The 25,346-nt window shown below is 46.5% G+C and carries 27 protein-coding genes and 1 tRNA gene; 1 reads left to right on the forward strand and 27 read right to left on the reverse strand.

The window, feature by feature from the left end; translation table 11 throughout:
• Positions 1-125: 125 nt before the first annotated feature.
• The 17 genes from HYW89_00975 to HYW89_01055 all read right to left on the reverse strand — a co-directional run bounded on the left by HYW89_00975 (position 126) and on the right by HYW89_01055 (position 17,624).
• Complete coding sequence (locus HYW89_00975) at positions 126-983, reverse strand: hypothetical protein (GenBank protein QQG45498.1); 858 nt, start codon at positions 981-983, stop codon at positions 126-128.
• Between the two features lie 99 nt (positions 984-1,082).
• A complete protein-coding gene (locus HYW89_00980; protein QQG45499.1) occupies positions 1,083-2,180 on the reverse strand; it encodes a phosphoglycerate kinase in 1,098 nt (365 codons plus the stop codon).
• 90 nt (positions 2,181-2,270) lie between these two features.
• A complete protein-coding gene (locus HYW89_00985) occupies positions 2,271-3,425 on the reverse strand; it encodes a trypsin-like peptidase domain-containing protein (GenBank protein QQG45748.1) in 1,155 nt (384 codons plus the stop codon).
• A gap of 204 nt (positions 3,426-3,629) precedes the next feature.
• On the reverse strand, positions 3,630-5,366 hold the full coding sequence (gene ftsH, locus HYW89_00990; GenBank protein ID QQG45500.1) for an ATP-dependent zinc metalloprotease FtsH: 1,737 nt from the start codon (positions 5,364-5,366) through the stop codon (positions 3,630-3,632).
• Positions 5,367-5,534: 168 nt separating this feature from the next.
• Entirely contained in the window at positions 5,535-6,593 is a 1,059-nt protein-coding gene (locus HYW89_00995; protein ID QQG45501.1) for a hypothetical protein, read from the reverse strand.
• A gap of 66 nt (positions 6,594-6,659) precedes the next feature.
• Positions 6,660-6,881 carry a NifU family protein gene (locus HYW89_01000; protein ID QQG45502.1) on the reverse strand — a complete coding sequence of 74 codons (222 nt, stop codon included), beginning with the start codon at positions 6,879-6,881 and terminating at the stop codon, positions 6,660-6,662.
• A gap of 17 nt (positions 6,882-6,898) precedes the next feature.
• Positions 6,899-7,579, reverse strand: a complete 681-nt coding sequence (locus tag HYW89_01005) for a hypothetical protein (protein QQG45503.1) — start codon at positions 7,577-7,579, stop codon at positions 6,899-6,901.
• Between the two features lie 7 nt (positions 7,580-7,586).
• Entirely contained in the window at positions 7,587-8,168 is a 582-nt protein-coding gene (locus tag HYW89_01010) for a superoxide dismutase (protein QQG45504.1), read from the reverse strand.
• Positions 8,169-8,371: 203 nt separating this feature from the next.
• Positions 8,372-8,638: a ferredoxin gene (locus HYW89_01015; protein QQG45505.1), complete on the reverse strand. Its 267-nt coding sequence runs from the start codon at positions 8,636-8,638 to the stop codon at positions 8,372-8,374.
• A 424-nt stretch (positions 8,639-9,062) separates the two neighbouring features.
• Entirely contained in the window at positions 9,063-9,254 is a 192-nt protein-coding gene (locus HYW89_01020) for a hypothetical protein (protein ID QQG45506.1), read from the reverse strand.
• Between the two features lie 3 nt (positions 9,255-9,257).
• A complete protein-coding gene (locus HYW89_01025) occupies positions 9,258-9,923 on the reverse strand; it encodes an iron-sulfur cluster assembly scaffold protein (GenBank protein QQG45507.1) in 666 nt (221 codons plus the stop codon).
• The gene (locus tag HYW89_01030) at positions 9,923-11,230 is read right to left on the reverse strand and encodes a cysteine desulfurase (GenBank protein QQG45749.1); all 1,308 of its coding nucleotides are present in this window, start codon (positions 11,228-11,230) and stop codon (positions 9,923-9,925) included. Before HYW89_01030 ends, HYW89_01025 begins: the two co-directional genes overlap by 1 nt.
• A gap of 98 nt (positions 11,231-11,328) precedes the next feature.
• Complete coding sequence (locus tag HYW89_01035) at positions 11,329-11,619, reverse strand: Rrf2 family transcriptional regulator (GenBank protein ID QQG45508.1); 291 nt, start codon at positions 11,617-11,619, stop codon at positions 11,329-11,331.
• Between the two features lie 285 nt (positions 11,620-11,904).
• Positions 11,905-12,489, reverse strand: a complete 585-nt coding sequence (locus tag HYW89_01040; GenBank protein QQG45509.1) for a peroxiredoxin — start codon at positions 12,487-12,489, stop codon at positions 11,905-11,907.
• An 11-nt stretch (positions 12,490-12,500) separates the two neighbouring features.
• Complete coding sequence (locus tag HYW89_01045; protein ID QQG45510.1) at positions 12,501-13,724, reverse strand: MFS transporter; 1,224 nt, start codon at positions 13,722-13,724, stop codon at positions 12,501-12,503.
• Complete coding sequence (locus HYW89_01050) at positions 13,725-14,321, reverse strand: VTT domain-containing protein (GenBank protein QQG45750.1); 597 nt, start codon at positions 14,319-14,321, stop codon at positions 13,725-13,727.
• A gap of 228 nt (positions 14,322-14,549) precedes the next feature.
• The gene (locus HYW89_01055; GenBank protein QQG45511.1) at positions 14,550-17,624 is read right to left on the reverse strand and encodes an SBBP repeat-containing protein; all 3,075 of its coding nucleotides are present in this window, start codon (positions 17,622-17,624) and stop codon (positions 14,550-14,552) included.
• Positions 17,625-18,204: 580 nt separating this feature from the next.
• On the opposite strand from HYW89_01055, the gene HYW89_01060 reads away from it, so the two are divergent.
• Positions 18,205-18,687 carry a hypothetical protein gene (locus HYW89_01060; protein ID QQG45512.1) on the forward strand — a complete coding sequence of 161 codons (483 nt, stop codon included), beginning with the start codon at positions 18,205-18,207 and terminating at the stop codon, positions 18,685-18,687.
• Positions 18,688-18,769: 82 nt separating this feature from the next.
• On the opposite strand, the gene HYW89_01065 is transcribed toward HYW89_01060, so the two are convergent.
• From HYW89_01065 to HYW89_01110, 10 genes are all read right to left on the reverse strand, one after another.
• Positions 18,770-18,840 (reverse strand) — tRNA-Gln (locus tag HYW89_01065).
• A 147-nt stretch (positions 18,841-18,987) separates the two neighbouring features.
• On the reverse strand, positions 18,988-19,896 hold the full coding sequence (locus HYW89_01070) for an ABC transporter permease (protein ID QQG45513.1): 909 nt from the start codon (positions 19,894-19,896) through the stop codon (positions 18,988-18,990).
• 3 nt (positions 19,897-19,899) lie between these two features.
• Positions 19,900-20,580 (reverse strand): cell division ATP-binding protein FtsE, encoded by a 681-nt coding sequence (gene ftsE, locus HYW89_01075; GenBank protein ID QQG45514.1) that lies wholly within the window; start codon positions 20,578-20,580, stop codon positions 19,900-19,902.
• Between the two features lie 65 nt (positions 20,581-20,645).
• The gene (gene prfB / locus HYW89_01080) at positions 20,646-21,737 is read right to left on the reverse strand and encodes a peptide chain release factor 2 (GenBank protein ID QQG45515.1); all 1,092 of its coding nucleotides are present in this window, start codon (positions 21,735-21,737) and stop codon (positions 20,646-20,648) included.
• A 44-nt stretch (positions 21,738-21,781) separates the two neighbouring features.
• Positions 21,782-22,438, reverse strand: a complete 657-nt coding sequence (locus HYW89_01085; protein ID QQG45516.1) for a hypothetical protein — start codon at positions 22,436-22,438, stop codon at positions 21,782-21,784.
• Positions 22,439-22,463: 25 nt separating this feature from the next.
• Complete coding sequence (locus HYW89_01090; GenBank protein ID QQG45517.1) at positions 22,464-23,168, reverse strand: hypothetical protein; 705 nt, start codon at positions 23,166-23,168, stop codon at positions 22,464-22,466.
• Between the two features lie 90 nt (positions 23,169-23,258).
• Entirely contained in the window at positions 23,259-23,894 is a 636-nt protein-coding gene (locus HYW89_01095) for a hypothetical protein (protein QQG45518.1), read from the reverse strand.
• A gap of 2 nt (positions 23,895-23,896) precedes the next feature.
• A complete protein-coding gene (locus HYW89_01100; protein ID QQG45519.1) occupies positions 23,897-24,739 on the reverse strand; it encodes a hypothetical protein in 843 nt (280 codons plus the stop codon).
• Positions 24,740-24,885: 146 nt separating this feature from the next.
• Positions 24,886-25,140: a hypothetical protein gene (locus HYW89_01105; GenBank protein ID QQG45520.1), complete on the reverse strand. Its 255-nt coding sequence runs from the start codon at positions 25,138-25,140 to the stop codon at positions 24,886-24,888.
• A gap of 5 nt (positions 25,141-25,145) precedes the next feature.
• Entirely contained in the window at positions 25,146-25,343 is a 198-nt protein-coding gene (locus HYW89_01110; protein QQG45521.1) for a hypothetical protein, read from the reverse strand.
• Positions 25,344-25,346 lie beyond the last annotated feature (3 nt).

Genomic DNA, 25,346 nt, shown 5'->3' on the forward strand with positions numbered 1-25,346 from the left:
GAAACTAGCGTAATTTAGCATTCATTGAATTTAACCTAGAAAGCTACAAGCTAAAAGCTAAGAAGCTAGACATAGTATATCAAATTTTTTGTCAAAATCAATAGCGGCCGGGGGCCGCTAAAATACTACTTGTAACGGGGCGCGATCATGGTAAAGGGCAGAGGCGAGCCAGGGGGAAGCCGGAAACCTGCAGCATCTTTATGCCCTCCGCCGCCAAAACGCTGGGCAAGTTCAGCCACATCAGCGGTTCCGTCGGAACGCAGACTAAACACCATTACATCTTTATTCCAATACCAAACTATAGCCAGGGGCGGCAGCTTCTTAACCAAAAAGGACCCTAGACTTGAAGCCCAAATTGCAGAATTGACGGCAAGACACCGATATCCGCAAAACTCAACAAGTTGAGCATGGGCCGCGGTCTGCTCCACCAACATATTCCTATAACGAAGCAGGACTTCGCCCTCCTGAACGTATTGGGCAAGACCCGCCTCGGTTTGGGTATCCTGTAGAAAACGCATCCAGCGCTCAAAATCTCTTGGGTAAGAATCAAGAAAAATCCCCAAGGCGCGTGTTTGCGGGAAACGAAATCGCCAGAGATCATAATCTTCAATGTGCTGAAAGAGTCTGGGAAGCGGCTTTTCCGGGTGGAAATACATCCAAGCCAATACCGCTCCGGAGTGTTCAAGGTCAAAAAGATGCTGTGTAGCAAGTTCTACCGTTTCCTGATTAGTTTTATGGTGATCAACAATTGTTAAAGAACGGACCTGACCCAAAAGCTCCTGCACAATATCTTTGGGGTAACTATAATCAAGGGTAAAAACATCCTTACCTGCAAGTCCCGCCGGAGGCGGAGTCTGATGATAAACCGGTATATATTCTGCGCTCTCCCCAAACTTTTTCCAAGCGGCAAAAGCAGCGCCAAAACCGTCATTACATTCGGCATGATAAAGTACTGCGATTTTTTTAGGTTCTTTTTCGGCCATAAAACCCTCTACGAGCATTATATCCTAATTTTAGCATAAATCCCCCCACCTTTCCAGCGGGGTATTCTGGGAAGGTGGGGGATAAAATATAAAGCAGCGCTAGTGAGCGCCGCTTTCTCTTACTGCTTCAATCCCGGGCAAAGTACCCTCAGCCAAAAATTCAAGCATGGCCCCTCCGCCCGTGGAAATAAAATTAAAATTCCCTTCAAGGCGGGACTTATGGATCGCGGCAACCGTGTCACCCCCTCCGGCGATACGGTATGCTTGTACCCAACCCAGTCCTGCCATTAAGGCTAGCGTTCCCGCGTCGTAACCACCCTCGCACCAGCCCAAGGTTCCATTCCATAAAATAAAACTGCTGGTTTTAGCGACGGCAAGAAGCGCCTCTACGGTTTGCGGACCCACGTCATATATAATGTCGTTATCGGTTACTTCTTCCGGTTTGAGTACTTTTTTCTCCCGTTCCACTACCACGTCTTCGGACAATACTATTTTTTTACCCCAAAGAATCTCTTTGGGTAAGGAGATCGGCTCAACTCGGGAGCGACCCACCCTTAGGCCGCGTGCGGCCATAAAAGAATTGCCAATCGAGCCGCCGATAAACACAACGTCTGCTGTTTTGATTAAATTTTCCAGAAGCGGCGTTTTAGTATCAAACTTTTTCCCCCCTAGGATGAGAAGGAATGGATGCAGGGGGTCAAATGCCTTAGACAAATTATTAACTTCGCGCTGAAACAAAGATCCAAATCCCGATGGCAAAAAACGCGGCACGCTCACAATAGAGGCGTGGGGACGATGTGACACCGAGAAAGCTTCGTTAATATAAAGTTCACCCCAAGAAGCAAGAAGTCTTGCAAATTCCAAGTCGTTTGCTTTTTCTCCCGGGTTAAGACGTAAATTGTCAAAGAGAACAACTCGTTCCTCCAAGTCATACGGCTCGCCAACCAAACCCGGTAAAAACCGCACCGGCTCCCCAAGCAAATCTTCAACCACTTTATGTACCGCTTCCAGATGTGGAATTTCTTTATCTTGTTCCAGGTGTGTTGCTAAAAGCAACTGCGCTCCGCCTGCCAGAAACCCCTTAATGGTCGGGAGCGTAACCGCAATCCGAAAATCATCAACAACTCTGCCGCCTTCAAGGGGCACGTTAAAATCAACACGCATCAACACCCGTTTTCCATTAACATCGTTGGTCATGGCTGAACCTAACTAAAGGAGTCAACCATAAGATAACATAATTACGGAAAAAGTGAAATGCAAACCCCGCCTTTGGGGCGGGGTTTTGAGTTATTTCCTCTCTTCCAACTTTATTTTTACCTCAAACTCTTTTCCTTCGCGAAAAACCTTAAGGGTGATCTCTGCTCCAACCTGATATTTTTGTATAAGAGAAGCCAGAGTTTGTTCTTGATCAATCCGCTCGCCATTTAACTCCAAAATAATGTCGCCGGCGCGTAATCCCGCGCGACCCGCAGGACTACCAGGTATAACCGCGTATTCGGTCTCGCTCCCCTTAAGAAGCGCGCCGTAGTCTCTACCCAGTTTTTCTTTTTCGGCCAAAGTCTTGGTGACCGCAATATAGCGCACTCCCAGAAACGGATAAATAATTTTTCCGTGCGTTCGGACATTTTCCAGCGCGCGTTTTACTTTATTGACCGGGATGGCAAAGCCGATGTTTTCCGCACCGCGGGCCACGGCCGTATTTATGCCGATAACCTCGCCCCTTAGGTTTAAAAGCGGACCGCCGGAATTTCCTGGATTTATAGCGGCATCCGTTTGGATTAACTCCTGGAGCATCTCGGGACCAGTGGGCGCGCCGGATGCAACCACCGAGCGCTGCAAGCCAGATACAATTCCTACTGATACCGTGTTCCTAAACTCTCCCAAGGCGTTGCCGATCGCAATAACGCTTTGCCCAATTTTCACGCGTGACGAATCTCCAAATTTAAGCAAGGGGTGGTCGGTCCCATCAATTTTTAATACCGCTAGATCCTGCAGGGGATCCCGCGCCAGAACTTTGGCCGGAACCTTGCGTCCGTCATTCATCAAAGCGGTGTAGTCCGCATCTTTATCCGCAACAACATGTTTATTAGTGACTATAAATCCATCCGAAGACACGATAAAGCCGGTTCCGGAGGACACCTCTTCTCTTTTTGTCCCCTTTTGTCTGAACTGCGGAATACTAAAACCCGAACCGTCTCCAAAAAACTGACGGAAAAACGGATCATCGCCAAAAGGATCAATAAAAAATTGTTCTACCACCGGAACGTCTTTGGAGGCAACCACGCTAACCACGGCCGGGGATGATTCTTCCACCACCCGCACCACCAGCTCGTCTTGCCGCAAAATTTTTTCCTGAATCTCGGTATTGTTGCTTATTTTTTCTGTTATTTTTTCAAGAATTTTTTGCGGCCGGTTAAAAAAGAAAGGCTCCCCGCCGGGCATTTCCTGACTAAAAAGCGGCCCCACCGTACCTAAAGTGAGAATTGTACCTATAACAGCCACGATAAAACTTAAAACAACGGTAAAAATTACAATTTGTCTGGTGGTAGGTTGATTTTCATCCATATGACAAATAATAACATATCATAACACTTATGTTAAATAGTACGGTGTCGTTTCCGGCACAAAAGAAACAAAGAACCCCGCCTAAGCGGAGTCTCTCATGAGCACCTGAACACGTGCCCCGTCTATTTCTTCTTTTTCCAGAAGTTCGCTGGCAATACGTTTTAGGGCCGCTTTTTTTTCAACCAAAATACTGCTGACTCTTTCTCTCTGCTCTTTAAGCAACACGTCTATTCCCTCGTCAACTTTCTGCCACAGGGCTTCCGAAGCTTCAACTGTTTGCGACTGGGCAACCGGAAGGAATTTGGGCTGCTCCTCGGAAACCAATGTTCGCAACCCCAAAGAACCCATGCCAAATTCTGTCACCATACGCCGCGCAAGATCAGTGGCCCTCTTGAGATCATCACTCGCGCCGGTTGATATCTCACTAAAAATAAGTTCCTCGGCCAAGCGTCCGCCCAAAAGCACAGCCAGCCGCGCCTTAAGTTCTTTTTCAGAAGCTATATAACGATCTGCCTCCGGCAACTGATGCGTGCTGCCAAGGGACATACCGCGCGGGACAATGGTTACTTTATGAATCGGGTCTGCGCCCTCTTCTTTTAGAAAAGCCGCTACCACAGTATGTCCTGCTTCGTGGTGCGCCACGACTTCTTTTTCTCTTCCCGATATTACCCGGTTTTTTAAAGCTGCGCCCATTATCAGCCTATCCTTGGCCTGCTCAAAATCAGCCATGGAAACCCGGTCTCTGTCGTTTCTTACGGCAACAATAACAGCTTCATTAACCAAGTTAGCAAGGTCTGCTCCCACCCAGAGCGGCGTGCCGCGGGCAATGGTAACTAAGTCAACATCTTGGGCAAGGGTTACTTTCTGCGTATGAATTTTAAGAATTGCTTCTCGTCCTCTTAGGTCCGGAACCGGAATCTCTATTTTCCGATCAAACCTTCCGGGACGAAGAAGCGCAGGATCCAGTATTTCCGGCCGATTGGTTGCGGCCACAACGATAACGCCGCTATTGGGTTCAAAACCGTCCATCTCTACCAAAAGCTGGTTTAAAGTCTGTTCGCGCTCTTCGTGTCCTCCCATGATTCCAAAACTGCGCGCCTTTCCCACCGCATCCAGCTCATCAATAAATACAATACAAGGGGCAAGCTTTAAAGACTCACTAAACAGATCCCGTACCCGTGCTGCCCCAAGTCCCACAAACATCTCAACAAAGTCAGACCCGGCTATGGAGATAAAAGGAACGCTGGCTTCGCCAGCCACGGCCTTGGCAAGAAGCGTCTTGCCGGTTCCGGGACGACCCACCAACAACACTCCTTTGGGAATTTTTGCTCCCAAGCGCTGGAATTTCTGGGGATTGCGCAAAAACTCAATAACCTCCTCCAGTTCTTCCTTAGATTCGTCCACTCCAGCCACGTCGGCAAAACTAACTCCGGGACGTTTATCAATATAAATTTTAGCCCTGCTTTTACCTAAAGATGCCAATCCTCCACCCGGCTGCCCCAGCTTGCGCATCAGAAATTGCCATAGGATAAATAATGCCGCCATCGGCAGAATCCATGCGAATAAAAGTCCTGTCAACCAAGAAGTTTCTTCCGACTGTATCCTTATATTTTTACTTTTGATTAGAGGAAAGAAATCTTTATCCTGCGCAGGCACCACCACTGATTCCCATTGGCCGTCTTTGGTATAGGCCCTTACGCTTGGACTGTCTGCTTTTATCCTGATTTCAACAATCCCACCTGTCTCTATTTGTTTTAGAAAGTCGGTGTAAGAAATGCTCGGAGTTGTACCCTTGAAACTCTGTATAGCCATAAACATAAAAAGTGCGACCGCAACCCAAACGAGCCATGATGCGAAGTTGAAGGGAGGTTTTTTCTCCACTGCGCCTACCCGCTTGCGTCAAAGAACTTATGGTCTATGATACTCTGTTTTGTCAAAAAAACAAGCCCGCGAGATAGATATCTCACGGGTAAATATTGTTAAAAGTCAGAAAATCTTAACCAGATATTTATCTGGGACATCGGGCCAAGTTTGCAAAATTTCAACAAGATAAGGGAAAGAGGCGTTTATCAAAGACCTGCTGGATTCTTCCGGTCTGATAATGCCGGGGATATCAGGCAGATTGCATACGGTAATGCGTCTGGGCTTGGACCAAAGTAAACCGGTTATCCCGCGCACAACCGTATAAATGGGTTTATGTCCAAAGGTCAGCTGACAAAACTCCTCATCGTCAATGTTTCCACCCTCGTCAATGGACACCTGAAGAATAAATGCGTCATTGGGTAGAAACTCTAGGTGCGATCTTTTCAAAAATTTTGGAGCACCAAAACCCTTGGTAACTGCCGCGAGCACCAGTATCCCGCATTTTTTCAATGCCTTTTCAAGGGCCCCACTGTCTTCTGTACTTAAAGTCTCGTAAGTCGCCCCGCTTTCCGGATCCTTGAAAAGACCGGAAACAATATCAAAAGCGTGGATCTTGCTTGTGGGAACTCCAGCCTCAAGAGCCGCGGCAATCGCATGCCTGCACACGACGCCCCGTGCTCCTCCAAAAAATATGTGAGTATTGCGCCAAGTCCTGCCTTGGTGTTCGTTGAGAAGATCTACTATCCTGTGCCCCGCTTCCCTGCTCATTGTTGAAAGTATGTGCGGATCGTGACGAGTAGGATAGTACTCATAGGGCAGTATTTTAACTCCCTTTGCCAGAAGTTTACCTACAGTTTCTTTGTTGGCGTGAACATGAGGAAAACAAATTAGTCCTTGGCCTTCCCGATAAAACTCTATTTCTTCAGGAAATGGCTGCTTGACTTTAAGCACTATGTCGGCCGCGCGATACAAAATATCTTTATCCCTTGCTACCATGGCCTCCGGTCGCCAGTATTGATATTTAATACCCAAAGACCTGCCAAGACCCTCCTCCACAACAAACTTGATCCTGCGTTCAGTAACTGCTTTTTTAAGCAGGGGGATGGTGTCTGGAAAAATAGGCACGCGTCCCTCGCAGGGCATAATTTCGCGAGGAACAGCAACAATAAGGGGTTCCGGCATTTTCTAACCTTTTTGTTAAGGGCCTAATCCAATGTAATTTTACATCAAATTGTACTGTACGTCAAGCTATAATACTGCCTCTACCTTTCTTACCTCTTTAATCTTTGATTTCAGAAGTTCTTCTACGCCGCCTTTCAGGGTAAGCTGCGATAAAGGACAGCCCTGACAAGTTCCAAGGAGACGCACATAAACCACTCCGTCTTCAAACTTTACAAATTCAATATCGCCGCGGTGCCACGCGAGCATGGGACGAATTTCATTAAGTACTGCTTCAATTTTTTGATCCATAATAATTAATTTTCTTTTTATAAAAATTGCGACACAAAAGAATCCGGGTCCTCAACGCTTAAAGAAAGTTCTGGAATTTTTTCAACGTATTCCGGCGCGCCAACGACAAAGTCCGGGCTGCCAAGTATTAAACCAAGTTTTTTAACTTCTTTATCTACACACTCCTCAAAGTACTCACCAAAACAACTAATCGGGGTGCGGGGCGGAATTTCAATTGATTTAGCTTCCAAGATTTTTTTCAATCTTTCTCTTTGCTTATCAAACCACGGGTCGTTTCTTTGGTCCTGTGTAAAAAGAAGGATTAACCGCCGACCCAGTTTTTTCTTGGCTTCTAGTATACGCGTAAGGTCACGCTCAACATCCTTGATAAATACGGCCCACTTCTCTGCTGCACCCGCGATAACCTCACCCCTTTTTACTTTGGCGCGCACTTGAAAAGCTTCAATCGGAAAGGCAGAAACATAAAAAAGTATAGAGTCTGGTTCTCGTACAATTTGATTGATTTTCTCCTCCCAAAGACTGCGTAAATTTTTGTGACGGGGGTTACTTGCACCCTGACCGTAATAGCCCACATCGAAATCGGGGTGGATAAGCTGATAGATTTTGCTTACAACTAACTTTTCCCGGGTTTCTTTTGAACCTTTTGAGCCATCCCCTGTTTCCGGCGTCAACTCCATTTTTCCTGCTTCTCTCAACATACGGAAACTACCTAAATCTCTCCATAGTTACCTTCCAGTCAATCGCCTTAAAAAATGCCTCGATGTAGTCAGTTTTCTTAAGACCGTAATCCAGCATATAGGCGTGCTCAAAAACGTCTAAAATTAGAAGGGGTTTTGCCCCTACAAGGTGTCCGAAATCATGCTCATTAACCCAGACGTTAAACATGCGGTTAGCCTCCGAGTCGTAGTAAAGAATTGTCCAGCCAATACCGCGCATGGTACCAGTTCCCTTAAAATCTTTTTCCCAGTTCTCGTAACTTCCGAAGTCTTCAACGAGCCTTTTATAAAAATCGGAGCTCTGGTCAGCGGTGCCGCCGCCTTTGGTCATATTTCCAAAATATAATTCATGCAGCCGCATACCGTTAAACTCCCAGCCAAAACGTCGTTTGAGTTCCGCATATGCCGGCGTACCGGTCTTGCCGGATGCTGTTAATTCGCTTAGTTCCTCAAGCAGTTTATTGGTATTGGCAACATACCCTTGATAAAGAGTGAAGTGATTTTTCAATAATTGGTCGCTAAAGCCGGCCGTGCCGAGAAGGTGATCGTAATTTTTTGGTTCGTAAGACATAGCTTTGGTTTGATTATGTTGACAATTTCACGATGAACAGATTATGCCCACGCACTAATTTCGACCTGAGTACTTCTTTATTGCTGCAACACTCGCGGGTACGCCTTCGGCTCGATTATCTATCTTGTGGGCATGTATTCAAATTAGTGCGGGGCGTAGGTTTTGTAACCAAAATTTTGATTCTCAAAATTTTGGACAAAGCCCTACGGAAAAATCTGGTTTCCCTCCTCGTCAAAAATTAAAATCGCCTGCGTGGGACAAGATTTGGCCGCCAAAAGTATGGTTTCATCGTCCGCTCCTTTATCATTATAAACCACCGCTTTATTTTCGGAATCCAATTCAAAAACTCCCGGCGCAACCGCAATACAAGATGCCGCCCCAATACAAAGATTGCGATCAACGACGATCTTGCCGATTTTGAGAAGTTTCTTTTCTGGCGCTGACTGATTTTTTACAGAGTCTTGACTCATTATTGATTTTTGTTATACTTTCTTTAGTACTGAAGCGGGGTGCAGAGATGGAAAAATACCCCTTTATAATGCTTCTTTGCATACTACTTGCCTCGTTGCCGTTTTATATTGACCTACACGGCGTCCATCCCTATTTTTTGGTAGTTTGGTACTCTCTTCTTGGATTAGCAATAACGTGGGCGAGCATAGCGTGGGCAATCAAAGCTTTCCAAAGGTATACACTGAGAAAAAATAACCAAAGTGGTTCCGCTACAGACGACCGTTGAAAACGTAGATGAACCACCAGTTAGGTGACAAATCATGGCCCTTCGGTAACTAATGCCGGAGGGTCTTTAAATTGCAAATCACCATAAATTATAAATACTGACCGAGGTGAGACCAATCTTCTTGGGGGTACTTTTTTCAGGAGTTGATTTATCCATTATTATAAATATCCCGCTGCGCCGCCTGGTTCTGCTTTCTTTTGTGTTTTCAACTGCCCTATTAATTCCTTAAGCCGTGAAGATTCGGAAGGAGAAAGTGCCTTACCCCTAGACGCCTTTTCTTGCAGTTGTTTAAGCTCCTCATCAAAAGAAACCCACCCCTCGCCCGGTTTAAAAGTTTCTCTAAGTCCCATAAACTATCCGTAATATTTTTCTTTATAGAAACGAATTAGCTGTTCGACCTCGGTGATGATTTCCGGCGAACCAACACCTACTTTTAATTTTTTCTGCACGCCGTCAAGATCCACCGCCCCTTCCAGCACCGCCTCCTCAATGTCTTTATCGGTAATATTTAACTTGGGGTCAATCACGCGCGCTCCTTCTATTATAATACGCTTATGCTGCCCTGTCCTGCGGAAGTAATCGTTGACAGCTTTGCGGAAGGCCTTATCAGCAAGGACCGAGCAGTGGATTTTTCTATTCGGCAATCCGCCGAGCCGCTCCATAATATGCTGGGGCTTGATTTTCAACGCTTCATCCATTGGCACCCCCCCTTTTTCAGTCACCATCACGGAAAACATAGAGGTTGCGGCAATGGCCGAGCCGCACCCAAACGTACGCCATTTCATTTCTTTTATTTTTTCAGTTTCCGGTTCAATTTTCAACCACATCTTCATCAGATCTCCGCATGCTGGGCTTCCCACCATTCCCACCGCATCATACTGCGACTCATCCGGGTCCTCCAGCATCAAATTCCGGGGATTGAAAAAGTGATCCTTGACAATGTCGGTGTAGTACCATTTTTCTCCGGTGAACTGATTCACAACATCGGCGCTGGTATCAACTTTAGGTTTTGATTCCATTATTTATAATTTTTACCGCCGACTTTGATTTTTGATCCTTGTCCCGCAAAGGCCTCCGGATGACTTACGGTTTTTTGCCCGATTTCCAGCCGCACTGGAGAAATTTTTCGCAGTTTCTCCACTATTCCCGGGAAAACTTCCAAAACATAATCCAAATCTTCTTTGGTGGTTCGCCTGCCTAAAGTAAACCGCAACGAGCCATGTGCGTATTCGTATGGCCGACCTATGGCCAAAATCACATGTGAGGGGTCAAGCGTAGTTGAGGTGCAGGCAGATCCGGTGGAAATATAAATTCCTTTAGCGTCAAGATATAAAATCACGGCTTCACCCTCAATATCCAGAACCGAAATATTTATATTATTGGGGAGACGTTTTTTCGGGTGCCCGTTCAAAACAATTTTGGGAACGCGCTTCATAACTTCGCTGATAAAATAATCGCGAAGTTTTAGGAGCCGAGCGTTTTCTTTTTCGCGCTCTTCTTGCGCCAGCTCAAACGCCTTGGCAAACCCTATAATTCCCGGGATATTTTCCGTGCCGGAGCGCAGATTATTTTCCTGCCCTCCGCCATAAATCAAGGGCCTTAAACGGATGCCGCGCCGGATATATAGACACCCAACTCCTTTGGGCCCGTAAATTTTTGACCCGTTCATGGCCAGTAAATCAACTCCTAGTTTTTGAACATCCATATCCAATGCACCGGCCGCCTGACAGGCATCGGTATGGAAAAAGATCGGAGTCGGATTACCTGCGACTTTTCGTTCCTCGCGTATCTCTTTTATTATTTTCCCAATTTCCTCAATCGGCTCAATGGTCCCAATTTCGTTATTAGCATACATTATTGAAACCAAAATCGTATACGGGCGAATAGCTTTTTTTATTTCTTCCTGACGAACAAGACCGTATTCGTCCACATCAAGATAAGTTACTTCCCAGCCAGAGGCTGGTCCGCCCCCGGCGGAAAATCCTTCTTTTTCCAACGCTTCCAGAGAATGCAATACGGCATGATGTTCAATTTTGGAAGTAATTATGTGCCTCCCTTGATCCTTATACATTCGGGCAACCCCAAAAATGGCAAGATTTATTGCTTCTGTGCCTCCTCCGGTAAACACAAGCTCTTCGGATTTGCAATTCAAAAGCCGCGCGACGACTGAACGCGCACTATCCAACGACTCTTTAGCTCGGCGCCCGGGACGATATAAACTTGAAGGATTACCATATTCTTCTTCCCAATACGGTTCCATTGCCTCGGCGACCCGAGGATCAAGATACGTTGTTGCCGCGTGATCAAGATATACCCCGTTAGAGATATATTTTGGAGCTTCCTTTTCAGTCATGTTCTTAACTGTGGAGAATATCACCCCCTTAGATGATTTGTTGAACAAATCTCTAACGGGGTAAACTTCCCTCATAATTTTTTAATAGTCCTTAACACCGGACAAAGTGAATAAATCGGCGCGTAAAAATCAATCAGGTTTCCAACGGAAGCCGCCCGGCGACTTTCTGCAAGTCTATAACCACCACCCGCGCCCCTGCGAGACTCTAACCAACCGGCGTGTTTAAGTTCCTGCGCAACCTTCTCAAGATACGCTCGGGGGAGATGGAACTCCCCGGCTACGGTCCGTACGTCCGCGAACGTTTCTTTCTTCTGCTTCAAGTATTCAATTAATATTAATGCGTAATCAAAACGCTTTTTCATCCCGATAGTGATTTATCCCGTTAGAGATTTATTACGTATGGAAACATGCAGTAAGACGCGTTCCGCATACATTGATATCCTACAAACCGCATTTAGTTCCATATCTCTAACGGGATTTACGGTTAGACTTGATAAATAACTTACTCCCATAGTAATTATACATATTATAACCCCGGCAGGTATGAACTTTATCACTATCGGGATTCATAATTTCGGATACTTTTAGTCCGATTATATCTAAAAATATATAAGCCTTTTCTATAGAGGTCGGACCTCTATAGAAACTTACCTTAACTCTTGATAAACCCTACCGGCTTTTTTGATAGAGGGTTTAATCGTTGCCTCCCCTTCTTCCCAACTGGCGGGACAAACATTGCCGGGATGACTCTTAACATATTGCAAAGCTTTTAGTTTTCTAAGAATCTCGGCAGTATTGCGTCCAATGACGTCAGTCACAATTTCTACGGCCCGCAAAGCTCCCTCTGGGTCAACTATAAACACAGCGCGCTGCGCCATGCCTTTTTCCTCATTGTAAATCCCAAGCTCGCGGGAAAATTTACCATTGTGATCCGCGGCCATAAGAAATGGCAGACCCTTCAGAAGCCCCTCGGTTTCAACCCAGGCCTTGTGAGTATAAACCGTATCCGTGCTTGCTACCACCACCTCGGTCTTTAATTTTTTAAACTCGGACTGAAATTTTTTAAGATCACGCAATTCCGTGGGGCAGACAAAAGTAAAATCCGCCGGATAGAAAAATAAAATGAGCCAGCGCTTGGCAAAATTTTTATTGTCAATACGCTCAATCGCCTCTTTCTCCGGATTATAAACCTCAAGGGAAAAATGAGGGAATTTTTTATCTACTGTAAACATAATAATTAATCTTAAACGCTCTCTTGGCGAGTGTCAACGCCCTCGTGATGACTATTTTTCATACGTAAAAACAGAAAAATTATAAAAGCCACAACGCCTAATATCGCGCCGTATTGAAACGACACGGCGGGGCCAAACTTGTCCCAAAGAAATCCAAAAACTAAACTCGCGGGAAGAAGGGCAAAGCCGGTGAAGGCATTATACATTCCGTAGGCGGTCGCGCGCCATTTCTCTTCCACTAAGTCCGCCACAATCGCGCGCCCCACGCCCTCTATAAAAGCAGCAGCCAGTCCATACATCGCAAAAAGCAGCCAAACGGTAGAGACCGAGGATACGCCGGCAAAAAGAAAATAAGTTGCGGCAAAAATCAGCATCCCGATCATAAAAGTATTGCGGTGGCCGATTTTATCGGAAAGCATGCCGGCCGGCGTGGAAAAAATTGCCAGCGTAATATTATAGACAAAATAAATAATGGGGAGAAGTGCCAAAGCGACTCCCACGTTTTGCGCACGCAGAAGTAAAAACGCCTCCGAGGCTCTTCCCAAAGAAAAAATCGTTGCGGCAATAAGAAATACAACAAAAGGCAGTCCCAAGTATTTAAACTCAAATTTGGGCCGCTCAGTTTGCTCCACGTGGTTGCCGACTTCCCGTACCGTAAGCTTTAGTATCAGCACCGCAAAAAAACTTGCCACAAAAGATAACAAAAAGAGCGTTCTTAGATTATTGCCAATAAGGGGTAAGAGCAAAAAGGCTAAAAGCGGCCCGGCCGCAGCGCCCAGCGTATCCGCGGTCCGGTGAAATCCAAAGGCGCGGCCAACATCTTTTTTATCCGTTGAAAAACTCAAGAGCGCGTCGCGCGGCGCATCGCGTGTACCCTTGCCTACGCGGTCCAAAAAGCGGACCGCCAATACATGCCACGGAGCAACGGCCACAGCCAGAATGGGCTTGGCCAAAGCAGAAAGACTGTAGCCAAACACCACAAAAGGCTTGCGTCTGCGTACTTTATCAGACAAGCGGCCTGATATAATTTTCAGGATACTGGCCGTTGCGTCGGCCACACCCTCCACTAATCCCACAAAAGTGGCTGTCGCTCCAAGAACAGAAGTAAGAAAAATCGGGATAAACGGAAAAACCATATCCGAAGATAAATCATTCAGGAAACTAACAACACCCATAGAAACTACGTTTCTGGAAAGGCCGAATATTTTGGTTGGCTTTTGAACGTTTTGTTCCATTTACAACGTGGGGCGCTCACCCCGAACAAGATGGATAATAGCGGGTAATACAGATAAAAAGACAATAAATCCAATAATGGGTAATAAATATCTGTCCACTTCCGGCATAACACTCCCCAGATAAAAACCAAGAAGCGTAAGTCCAACAGCCCAGAAGAAACCTCCTATTATATTGTAGAAGAGAAAAGTTCTATAACGCATCTCGCCAACTCCGGCCAGAATCGGCGCAAAAGTTCTAACCAGGGGCATAAAACGAGCTAAAATAATGGCCGCCCCCCCATATCTTTCATAAAATCTCCGGGCTCGTTCCAGGTGGGCCCTGCGAAAGAGGAATGACTCTTCTTTGACAAAAATTTTTGGACCGACTTTTTTACCGAAAGCATAACCAAAACTATCCCCCAAAACCGCTCCGGCAAAACAAATTATTATCAAGGTAAAAATATTTAAAAATCCCTGTGAGGCCAAAAGTCCGGCGGTGAAAAGAAGCGAATCCCCGGGCAAAAAAAAGCCAAGCAAAAGCCCGGATTCGGCAAAAACAATCCCAAAAAGCCCGAGATAGCCGACCGTTCGAATCAATAAAGCAAGGTCAAATCCCACTAAAAAGTCCATGACAGATATATTATCATGGTTTGAAAATAAGGGGAAGAAACCGACTAAAAATTAGAAAACCGAAGCGTAAAAACCGTCCCTCTGCCATTGGCAGAGGGACGGTTTTATTATTTCTGGCAGAATACACCGCGGGCTCTGCGATCAAGACGCGAGAGCTTCCTGCGAAACGGAAGCTCTCGTCTCCGGGGTCGGTTACTCAAAGAACACCGCTTGCATCTACTTCAAACCTTTCAGCAAACTTCTTAACCTTTCCAGAATCGCGTTTAGCGACTCGGTAATGGAGGCGATGAGTTTATTGGTTGAAACCGCGGGTAATTCTGCAACCGCAAGATTCCCGGTGCTGGAATCAAGTTTGGCTAAAAAGATATCTGTTGCCCCGCCAAAACTTAAGTTATTCAAAGAGCCCTCCACATATCCGGTTATAAAAGGATTTCCCGAATTGTCCAAAGCTATCGCGCTACCCGTGTCTAACTGCGAAGTACCCAGAAGGTACGACCATAATTTATTGCCGCTCGCATCATATCTTAGTGTAAAGATGTCGCGACTGCCGCTATTGGTTTTGCCGTCCAGCGGCCCATCAGTGCCCCCGACAATAAAGGAACCGCCTGATCCCGAAACCGCAAGACCATTCGGCCAGTCATTGCCGTAACTTCCAAACTGTCGAAGCCAGACTAGAGTCCCTGAACTATTGTATTTTGCAAGAAAAACGTCAACGGCTCCGGCAGAAGTCTGACCTGTTAACGCACTAGCGGTCTCACCAGCAACATAAATGTTACCGGAGGAATCCGTACCCACCCCGTTCCCCGCGTCAGTCCCCGAAGCCCCCAAGAGTCTTGTCCAAATACGATTGCCGTTAGCGTCATACTTCGTAAGAAACATGTCATTACCACCCGCAAAAGTTTGTCCATCAATTGCGCTGCCAGTATTACCGGTAACATAGACATTGCCGGAACTATCAGAATTAACTGCTCTGGCTCGCTCGGCTGTAGAGCCACCCCAAAGCCGTGACCAAAGTTTGGTTCCGTTACTGTCGTATTTCACCAGCAGAATATCCAAATCCCCTCCAAAGGATTGTCCATCTATGGATCCCGAAGCATCACCAGCGGCATAAATGCTTCCATCAACGGGGCTTACAGAAACGCCCCAGAAGCGGTCTAGCCCCGACGTACCTATCAGACGAGTCCATAATCTTGTCCCGTTGCCGTCATATTTTACAAGCAACGCATCACTGCTTCCAACATAAGTTTGCCCATCTATGGATCCTGCCGCATGGCCTGCCGCATAGATATTCCCCTGACCGTCTGATTTAACGCTGGTAAAATTGTCTCCGCCGGTTGATGATCCTACCAGACGGACCCAGATTTTATTCCCGCTACTGTCGTATTTAGCTACTAAAGCATCGTAGTCAAATGCGACTGAGCCTACCGGCGCTTGTCCATCTATGGCCCCATCAGTGGTACCGGCAATATAAATAGCTCCGCTAGAGTTATCAGCCGTCACCCCTGCGGCTGAATCAAAACCCGAGCCCCCTAAAAGTTTCAACCAAGAAGCCGCTGCGGATAAAGTGACAAAAGTAAAATCATCAGACGTGGCGCTTATACCCAACGAGCCTTTGGATAATACACGGTAGTGGTACGTTGTACCGGCCTGCAGGCCGGGAATCGTAACCGAGTGAGAAGTGACAAGTTCTGAATAAGAAACCGAGTAGCCATAGATAGCGGTTTGTCCGTGTTCCACCTTACTGTCTGACGCCCCATCCGTAGTCCAGGTTACGGTGACGGAATTTTGAGTGATGTTTGTTGCCTGAACGTTAGAAATTTGGGGCGGCGCCGGATCGGTAGTAAACAAACCGGTGGAGGTGGCCATATTGCCAGCCGCATCTTTAGATTTAACGCGGAAATAATAAGTGGTGCTTGGCTGCAATTGTGAAAGCGTAACCGCATGTGAATTTACCATGCTAGTATTCAGGGACGTATTACTGCCGTAAGAAGTTGTAAGGCCGTACTCAGCTTGTGAATCAGCTACTTCATTCGTGAACCAAATTATAGATACGCTCGTGGAAGCGGAATCAGTACTTCCCGTGGTGTAGAGATTTGAAATCGTTGGCGGCGTGACATCAGAAGGAGCAGTAGTGGAGGAACCGTAGATCACTGAATTTGACTCTGTGCCCGTAGCACCCGCGCACGTATAATTACCGCTACACCCAAAGACCTTGTATTTGTAGGAATAGCCGCTGACAAAAGCCTCATCCCCAACTGAACCCCAGACATGCGTATCATTATAGGTATATGTAGAGCCGCTCCTTAACGTAGAACCGATCCAAACACCGCAGGCGCCGGTTGGAAAAGAGCCCCCATTGACACTTCTGTAAACACAGTATAATGGCGCCCCAGAATCTGGCCAGCTTAAGGTGATTTTTCCAGCGCCCGGAGTGGCGGTTACCGAAGTGGGTGGAGTATAAGCGGCAGTTGTTGTAGTGGTAGTGGTCGTGGTCGTAGATACGAATGTGGTTGCCGGCGTTGCAGAAGTTGCCGGCGTTGCTGAAGTAGTAATACCACCACCGCTTACGGGCTGGGCGGGTAAGGCCGGAGTTGCAGGGACTGCGGGAATTGTCCCGGATGTGGTAGTGGTTGTCGCTGAAGTTGATGGCGGAAGAGCAATCAAGGTAGTTGTTGCAGAAAGAGTTGGGGTGGTCGTGGCAAGTTTCTTCTCAATTCCGGGAGCAGTCAGAAGTCCCGGAGGAATAACACCTGATGCTCCGGCTCCCCGTTCTAAAAGTCCTTGGATAACTCCCCTGCCTAGTTCTTGGAATTTGGCAATGGTCCTGGGTCCCACAATCCCCACTGATTCAATCCCTTGTTTTTCCTGCCATTTTTTTACTGCAGTTTCGGTGAGGGGGCCGAAAAAGCCGGTAATTAGGCCTTCCGGATAAATTTCTTTGTCTTTGGCTAGAAATTCCTGGAGGCGACGAACATCGTCTCCGGATGATCCCCGAGATAAGGAGCGGGTGAGTTCCGGAGGAGCGGTTTCTGGTTGAGACAATGGTATTTCTGCTGCAGAAGACGGAGCGGGTTCGGCTACGCTTGTTGCCGGAACAACAGGGGGTTCCGGAGTTTTACCCAGTTCCTGCTGAAGGGTTCTTACTTGCGCTTGGAGTGTTTGGATTTGGGCTTGAAGTTCACGAATTAAAGCTTGGAGGTCGGAGGATGGAGGGTTTTGAGCAAATACAAAATTGGCGGCAAGAAGCGCCGCAAAAAGAGTTAAAACAAACAAGCAGTATTTAAAACCCATACCCTAAACGTAAAACAATGCTAAATCTGCAACAAGTGTACTTTTCCACACGATACTTCTCCGGTGCACACCCACATTAAAATTTGGTTTGGAGACGAGCGTCCATGACTTTCTAGGTGTGGGGTGATAAAAAAAGAAATCCATAAATCCCCCCACCTTCCCAGCGGGGTATTGGACCCCGCGGGAAGGATTTCTACGGCACCCATTCATCCCCGCAGTCCAGCCTTCGTCCCGCTTCTAGCGGGACTACGGTCGCACGCCGCTATAGCTTTGGCGACGGCGCGCGGAGTAGGCCAAGCTGCGGGGTATTCTGGGAAGGTGGGGGGATAAAAGATACTACACCACGTTTCGCTGTGTTATAATAAGAAGAGACGATGCAAAAATTGCACGCCTATAAGGTTTTTATCACTGGGGCACCTGAAAAACCTGGATCATAAAAAAGCTGTCAAGCACTTTGACAACCCCCACTTACTCACAAGTGGGGGTTGGTTGTTTACAAGGTGTGGGTAACTGCTGGAAATAGTATGGATAAGATCGGGACACCGCGCTGTACTTTGGCTGGTTTGGAGGCGGCCAAGGTATGGCTTGGTGGGCACACTTACTATTTTTAGAAGATACTACTGACAGTAACGAACTTCCTCAAAAACGGGAACCGCTTCTCGCTACTTTATATCGTGTCACAAAAGACTATGTACGCGAAAATATTATTGGCATTCTTTCGTCCCTACTCACTCTCGTTACTTATCTTTATCTTGGCACAACAGCCGCAGTTTTCTTCCTAGAAAAAAATGTGCCGGATGTTCTGCCGCATATCATTGAAGCTCTCTCCGAGCCCTATCTTGGAATACTTGGTATTTATATAGTAGTAAAAGAAATTGAGCGACGCCGCGGAAATACAGCGCCCAAACGCTGGCGAGACGCATTTGCTTTTCTTTGGCTAATTCTTCTGGTGGTCACAACCGTATTTACGATCGCCGAACATCAATTTACTCCTCTTTATAAAACTGTGGTTACCAATGCTCTGGCCGCACTCATAATTCGCATCGGCACAATGCTGCGATAAGATTGACGTTGGTAAACCCCCACACTCATAAATCCCCCCACCTTCCCAGCGGGGTATTCTGGGAAGGTGGGGGGATAAATTTCTCGGGGACAGGGAATCGAACCCCAATTTCGAGGTTCAGAGCCTCGCGTCCTACCTTTAGACGACCCCCGAACGTTTGAGTGTGGGGGCGGGCCAAGATAACATGCTTCAGAGGCATGTGGCCTACCATTAGCCGACCCCGCAGTGTTGGAAAGAAATTTTTTAAAACGCCTATCAAGGCGTTTTAAATTATAACGCAAAATGTGTAAATCTCAAAATTTAGATCTGAAGGTAGCGCCGTATTGCAATGAAACTTGAGGTGACACCCAATAGAATTCCCGCAAAAAGCATAATCAGGAAAAACTCAAAAAAGTTGGAAAGAAAATACTGAAAGAGGTCAAAACTAGGAACAAGCAGAGAAATCTTGGGCGATGCCAACCATATCAAAGGGAAAAAAACAAGCGTGGTGGCGGCAGCGGCGACTACGCCGTATAAAACTCCACCCACCAAAAACGGCCCTCGGATAAACCATTGGGTTGCGCCAACCAAGCGCATAATGCCGATCTCTTCACGCATGGTGTAAATCGCAAGACGAACGGTATTGAAAGCAACGAGCACCGCCACAAAAGCAAGAAAAATCGCAAGCATAGCCCCTCCTCCCCGCACGGTCCCCAAAATTGCGCCGAGCCTCTCAATCACTTTTTGGTTTTCAAAATAATTCACCTTGTCTACGGTGGGATAATTTTTTTTCAGGAGAAAATCGCTCACCAATACGTAGTTGGAGGGGTCGCGGGCTTTTATGTTCAAGCTCGCCTGCAAAGGATTGTCGCCAAGCTCATCCAATGCTCCGGCAATAAGGGCGTTATTTTTGTGTCTTTCACGAAATTCCTCAAGGGCCCTGTCACGCGACACATAGGATACTTCGGAGACATCGGACAACGACTCAATATCGCGCTTTACTGCCAGAATATTTTGTTCCGGAGCATCGGTCGTAAAATAAACGCTGATGTCTATCTTGGACTCAAGCGACGACAACACGGTATTGGCAAGGGCACCCACAAAAATCAGATTGCCCAAGACAAACAAAACAAGCGACAACACCAAAACTGTTGCCGTAGAAAGCCAACCGTTGCGTCGGAAACTCAAGTACCCGGATCTAAAAATGCGCCGCAGTGTCACTTTAAACATAATTTATACCAGATATTTACCCTTTTCCTGATCGCTAATAACTTCCCCCTTATCTAATACTATCACTCTTTTATCAATGGCGTTAATTATTTCTTTATCGTGCGAGGCCAAAATTACCGTAGTGCCAAGGTCGTTGATTTTTTGTAAAAGTTTTATGATCTCCCAAGTATTTATGGGATCAAGGTTGCCGGTGGGCTCGTCTGCCAGTAAAACTTCGGGCCGGTTAATAAGCGCGCGGGCAATGGCCACCCGCTGTTTCTCACCGCCCGAAAGCTGATAGGGGAAATTATTCATTTTATCTTTTAAGCCTACAAGTTCCAGCACCTGCGGCACGTCTTCATCAATTTCCTCGTCATGCTTGGCCGCTGCCTCCATGGCAAAAGCCACGTTCTCGTGGGCAGTCTTGGATGTCAGAAGTTTATAATCCTGAAACACGGTGCCGATGCGCCGACGCACGTGATGCAGATCTTCTCTGGGCACCGAAGTAACTTCAAGGCCGTCCAGAAAAATTTTCCCCTCGGTCGGCTCTTCTTCGCGTATCAAAAGCTTAAGAAGCGTGGTCTTTCCGGCGCCGGAGGATCCGACAATAGAAATAAATTCTTTGGGCTGAATCCGAAGAGTTACGTTTTTCAACGCAACGGAGTTGTGATTATAGATTTTGGAGATGTTGTCAAAAAAAATCAATATTAACAGCTTTTAGCTGCTAGCTTTTAGCTGCTAGGAATTCCCTATAAGCTATAAGCTATAAGCTATAAGCTACTCACTTCTGCTTCAATAAATTCACCCAACCCACCGTCCAATACCGCATCAATGTTTGAAGTCTCAACCCCTGTCCTGTGGTCCTTCACCATCTGATACGGATGCATAACATAAGAACGGATCTGGCTACCCCATTCCACTGCTACCTTTTCCTGACGAATTCCTTGCCGTTCTTTTTCCTGACGCTGCAGCTCAAATTGATACAGCCGCGAACGCAAAAGCCCAAGCGCCAGCTCCCGGTTTCGTTCCTGCGTTCGCTCAACTTGCGAAGCAACTTGTATTCCGGTTGGCAAATGCGTGACCCGCACCGCAGTCTCTCTTTTATTTACATTCTGCCCGCCCGGTCCGGAGGAACGGAAAAAATCAATTTTCAAATCTTCCGGTTTAATTTCAACTTCTTCCGGGGCGACAAATTCCGGCATAACGTCAGCCAAGGCAAAAGAAGTGTGGCGGAGCGATTGCGCCGAAAAAGGCGAAATACGCACCAGCCGATGCACTCCGGACTCCTTTTTCAGATACCCGTAAGCGTGGGGAGCTACTATTAATATAGTAGCATTTTTTATGCCCCAGCCCCCAGGCCCTTGATTCTCACCCCAATGCTCATGTATGGTCTTTGTTTTCCAGCCGCGTTTCTCACCAAAACGCCGGTACATCCGTAAAAGCAAAGCTGCCCAGTCTTCGGCGTCCTTACCTCCTGCTCCGGAATAAATTGACAGTACGGCATTGCCCTTATCATACTTCCCGGAAAAATAAAGCTCTGTTTCCGCTTCTTTTACTTTCTTATCAAGAGCTGCAACCTCTTCCGCTAATTTTGCCTCTCCTTCGCCAACTTCCAGGAGCTCTTTGAGCATAGCGGCTTCGGCTGCCATCTTTTCAATCCGTTCAGACTCGCGCTTTAATGCCGCCAATTCCTGACTTTGCTCTGCTGCCCGTTTTTTGTCTGCCCAGAAGTCTGGGCGCTGCATCTCCTGTTCAATTTTCAAAATTTCCTCTTGTTTTCCGGCAATGTCAAAGCCGGTCCGCCAATTGGCGGATCTTAACTTCCAGTTCGTTAACTTTTTCTTTCTGGTCTTCCATAACATACAGTATACCATAATCCCAAAATTTAAAAAGCGCGACCGACGGGTCACGCCTCTTTTGCTTGGGGTACAGTACTTGATTTACCCTCCTCCCAAAAACCAAAAATGATGCCTCCGATTTCAAGTTGATATACCATAACAAAGTGCGGGTCACCAGCAAAACGTTCCTCTGCTTTATACACGTCACTCACAAAGAAATGTATACGATCCTCACTTTGATCAGAAAAGTTTTTCTTAAGACTTGCTATAGTTCTAAGATCAATTAGCGGTATTTCTCTCGCATAAGGATTAAAACTACTATAAAAACCACCATACTGATAGGAGAAAGATTCCCCGCCAAACTTAAACCCATCAATCTTATCTCTGGGCCGTAATGCTTTCCAAACCCACTCACGATAAATAGACGCGTCTTCTGGTGAATCATCCGGAATCACTTTGTCGGGTACTTCTTTGCGCGGCCTAAGGTTAAGAAAACCAAAAACCTCTTGCGGATTATAAATGAGGATCTTTTGTGTCTTCAGAAAGAACAATATCGCTCTCCGCAAAACCGTAGGCAAGTGACACCCAACAGCTTGTATAAGTTGGGTGTATTCCTCTAGCTCCTCCGGGCTCATTCCAATATCAGCATCGGTTACCTCACGCGGCTCCGGCTTTTTAATTGCCGGTCTTGGCAGCGATAGTTGCCTGCGCTTTTCCCAGAACATTGGTGCTCCTTTCCTGGTCTTGGTTTTAGGCTACTTCTTCCGACGGAATTTCAGCAAAATCCGGTCCGTTCCAGTGGCCGAAAATTATCGGCTGCATATTGTCACCACGGACTATAATAAACGCCGGGTCATCAATGGTTCTACGGCTGATATACAGGCTAACAAAGAAGTTTATTCTGATATCAAATTTTTTAGCAAGAAGCACTGCCGTCTCCAGCACCTTACGGGGGACAATATCAGAATAGTGTGGGGAGCCAGCACCAGAAAAGTAACCATGCGAATATGTTCTATTATGTGTGTGCTCATCTGGAAAAGAAAAGGTGCGTGCGTTTAGGTCTTTTGGGCGTAGCGCCATCCAACCCCAACCTCTCCAAGAAACAGGTTGTTTCTTTTGGACTCCGTCGTCAGGAATAATTTTCCTTGGCTCGGGTTGAGAAACCAAAAAGTCACAGGCCTGAAGGTATAAAAACACAGCTTCTTTTTCGTAGATTTTAATGCCCGAACTTTTAAGCAGTAGCAGCAATTCTGCCCTCAATGCCGCCGCGGGCTGAAAATCAATGCTGGCGCCAAGCCGGCAATACTCTAACCACGTTTTCTCGTCAAAATCACCGTAAAGTTCTGGTATTTCTTGGGGTTCTGGCCTTTTGACCATTATTAATTTTGAAGGTGCAGGAGTAATTCCATCTGCTTTTTTAACCGGGAGTTTGCTTCTTGATGTAAAAAGAGACATCCTTTAATCCCCCATCAAGCTAGCATCTAGTATTGCATAACTATATAACTTTGTCAAGTGACAGCAAAAAAACGGCGTTGAACGCCGTCTTCAGCCATGAAACCGATCAACCCTGTTGGACAGACTGTAGAAACTTAATAGCGGGGTTTGGTGAGCTGTAGCTTCCCCTGTACCCGCTTCATGCGGTTGTTCATCCAGAATTTCTTTGGTTTTGCTAAGCTTTGTAAACCGTCTTTGCAGGAACAAAAATTTTATTCTCTTGAAAAGCCCAAAGTCAAAAATTCCCCGAATTCCCATAATAATCTCTTCAAGGGTTATCGTAACAGTTCCGGCTAATAGGAAGGTGGCGACAGAACGAGCCACTGGTTCTACTGTATTATCCATAACTCCCCAATAAGAAGTTGCGGCCGAAATTATCAAAGTAAGAAAGCCGACTGCGGCAATATTGCGTTTGACCGAGCGCACAACTATTTTTTCCAATTCCTTCCTTTCGTGATCAGGCAACCCGCACAGCTCAAGCGTATCATCAAACATGTATCTTCTGACGTATCGCTCCAGAAGCCTATGGTACTCTAACGAGTCCCTAGTCAGTCTTTGTTTACGAAACTCCAAGGCTTCTTTTCTGGCTGTCTCTTGGGCCTCAACCCTCTGCTTTTGAGCAAGACGCTCAAGCTCATGATGCCGTTCTATGCGCCTTGTCTGAATACGTTCACGTGCATTTTGCATGATCACCGGATCCATTTTTTCACCTCGCACTGGTTCTCTTCCAAAACGACAAGTAACTCCTTATGAAATAAGGTACGGGCAAACTCTTCCTCCTCGTCTGCGCCCTCATTTCTTACCAAAGTTAGGTTGAAAATACCCCCATTCAGCGTCAGCACGACATCTGTAAAAGACACGGCAACCATATTTTTATTAATTTTTTCTGTTTTTCCGCTGCCCTCGTAGTGCGCCAAGTGACCAAGACGGTCACAATAAACTGCCGCAGCACCCCGAAAAAGTAAGGTTTGGTCGCTAGCTAGTCCGAGATTGTGACGCACCAAAATAGAATTTGTGTCTTCCTTAAGTTCTTTTTCCCCCGCGTCATCCCTTCTAAACTTTCTAATTCTTCTGCAGTCACACCTAACTTTTTCCTCTCTCCAAAAACTCCAGTTACCAAAAGATTGTAAAAGGGCGCTAATCTTCCCCTGCTTTGTTCCACCCAGCCATGCGGCGTCCGCAAGCAAAGTTCCTTCTGAAGGAAACCCTGTTTTTTCGTTCCACACCACACTGCATATTTGTGGCGCGTCTTTCTGATGTTCCAGAACCTCGGCGTGAGCCGCAAGAGCAAGGAGAAACATTTTGTGCAAGACGGCCATCGCATAGAAGTCGGGGCCAGACTTTTTTATTTCAAATTTAGAGACCGTATCCAGCCGTTCTTGAATACGCGCCAGTGATTCCTCGGGCGTAAGGATGTTTGCCCATGGCTCTTTCTGTATAGAAGAAGCCTGTTCCTGCTGTCCAAAGACAAAATCTCCAGAAAGTTCGCCCAAGGGAACAGAAAGTAACCCACCACCGTCAACAGCTCCCATAAGTCTCCCCAAACAAGTAGTAAAAAGCTGTATCTATTATAATCATGAAACGACCCATGAGTCAAGTCCTTCGTAATGGTTCAATAGCTTGTAACCACCCCGTATAAATTAAAAACAGGTTCCCCTATGGAAACCCGTTCTTCTTTCTATTTTTTATCTGCTGCCTTCTTGCGTCCGGAGCGTTCCTGTTTTTTTGCGTCAGCCCTACCCTTTTCAAACTGACCCACAATGGTTCCTGCACCGTAAACAGTCCTTTTGGTCAATTCTCCTGCTGCTTCGGCGGCATTTCCCATCAGTCTTTTTCCGCGCTCCCAAAGATAACTTCCCACTACTCTAGTCTGCCCCTTCAGGAACTCAAGCTCTGGACTAAACTTCCGGTGGTCGTTTTTGTCTTTAGCCACGACTACTACTCCCTATCCCTATTTTCTCTTCGTCTTGCTTTAGAAACAAGCCAAACTAACCCCAACACACCCGCAACTGGCACCGCTAATGCCGTTACAGTAGTAATCGCCATACTGCCAACCCCGAGTGAAAAACCAAGCACTTTCCATAAAGCCGCTCCTCCTGCTCCAGCAACTACTATCGGTCCTACCAAATTCCCCACACT

Source organism: Candidatus Sungiibacteriota bacterium (assembly GCA_016432465.1).
Classification (GTDB): Bacteria; Patescibacteriota; Minisyncoccia; order Sungbacterales; family HO2-52-23.

Bases quoted from the DNA above. Each gene is read 5' to 3' on its own strand.
- HYW89_01085 (QQG45516.1), bottom strand. From the start codon at position 22,438: ATGTTCTGGGAAAAGCGCAGGCAACTATCGCTGCCAAGACCGGCAATT.
- HYW89_01005 (QQG45503.1), bottom strand. From the start codon at position 7,579: ATGTTGAGAGAAGCAGGAAAAATGGAGTTGACGCCGGAAACAGGGGAT.
- HYW89_01090 (QQG45517.1), bottom strand. From the start codon at position 23,168: ATGTCTCTTTTTACATCAAGAAGCAAACTCCCGGTTAAAAAAGCAGAT.
- HYW89_01095 (QQG45518.1), bottom strand. From the start codon at position 23,894: ATGCAAAATGCACGTGAACGTATTCAGACAAGGCGCATAGAACGGCAT.
- HYW89_01070 (QQG45513.1), bottom strand. From the start codon at position 19,896: ATGTTTAAAGTGACACTGCGGCGCATTTTTAGATCCGGGTACTTGAGT.
- HYW89_00985 (QQG45748.1), bottom strand. From the start codon at position 3,425: ATGCCCGGCGGGGAGCCTTTCTTTTTTAACCGGCCGCAAAAAATTCTT.
- HYW89_01045 (QQG45510.1), bottom strand. From the start codon at position 13,724: ATGGAACAAAACGTTCAAAAGCCAACCAAAATATTCGGCCTTTCCAGA.
- HYW89_01100 (QQG45519.1), bottom strand. From the start codon at position 24,739: ATGGGAGCTGTTGACGGTGGTGGGTTACTTTCTGTTCCCTTGGGCGAA.
- HYW89_01010 (QQG45504.1), bottom strand. From the start codon at position 8,168: ATGTCTTACGAACCAAAAAATTACGATCACCTTCTCGGCACGGCCGGC.
- HYW89_01020 (QQG45506.1), bottom strand. From the start codon at position 9,254: ATGGGACTTAGAGAAACTTTTAAACCGGGCGAGGGGTGGGTTTCTTTT.
- HYW89_01035 (QQG45508.1), bottom strand. From the start codon at position 11,619: ATGAAAAAGCGTTTTGATTACGCATTAATATTAATTGAATACTTGAAG.
- ftsH (QQG45500.1), bottom strand. From the start codon at position 5,366: ATGTTTATGGCTATACAGAGTTTCAAGGGTACAACTCCGAGCATTTCT.
- HYW89_01025 (QQG45507.1), bottom strand. From the start codon at position 9,923: ATGGAATCAAAACCTAAAGTTGATACCAGCGCCGATGTTGTGAATCAG.
- HYW89_01055 (QQG45511.1), bottom strand. From the start codon at position 17,624: ATGGGTTTTAAATACTGCTTGTTTGTTTTAACTCTTTTTGCGGCGCTT.
- HYW89_01000 (QQG45502.1), bottom strand. From the start codon at position 6,881: ATGGATCAAAAAATTGAAGCAGTACTTAATGAAATTCGTCCCATGCTC.
- HYW89_01015 (QQG45505.1), bottom strand. From the start codon at position 8,638: ATGAGTCAAGACTCTGTAAAAAATCAGTCAGCGCCAGAAAAGAAACTT.
- HYW89_01060 (QQG45512.1), top strand. From the start codon at position 18,205: ATGGCTTGGTGGGCACACTTACTATTTTTAGAAGATACTACTGACAGT.
- HYW89_00975 (QQG45498.1), bottom strand. From the start codon at position 983: ATGGCCGAAAAAGAACCTAAAAAAATCGCAGTACTTTATCATGCCGAA.
- HYW89_01040 (QQG45509.1), bottom strand. From the start codon at position 12,489: ATGTTTACAGTAGATAAAAAATTCCCTCATTTTTCCCTTGAGGTTTAT.
- HYW89_00980 (QQG45499.1), bottom strand. From the start codon at position 2,180: ATGACCAACGATGTTAATGGAAAACGGGTGTTGATGCGTGTTGATTTT.
- HYW89_00995 (QQG45501.1), bottom strand. From the start codon at position 6,593: ATGCCGGAACCCCTTATTGTTGCTGTTCCTCGCGAAATTATGCCCTGC.
- prfB (QQG45515.1), bottom strand. From the start codon at position 21,737: ATGTTATGGAAGACCAGAAAGAAAAAGTTAACGAACTGGAAGTTAAGA.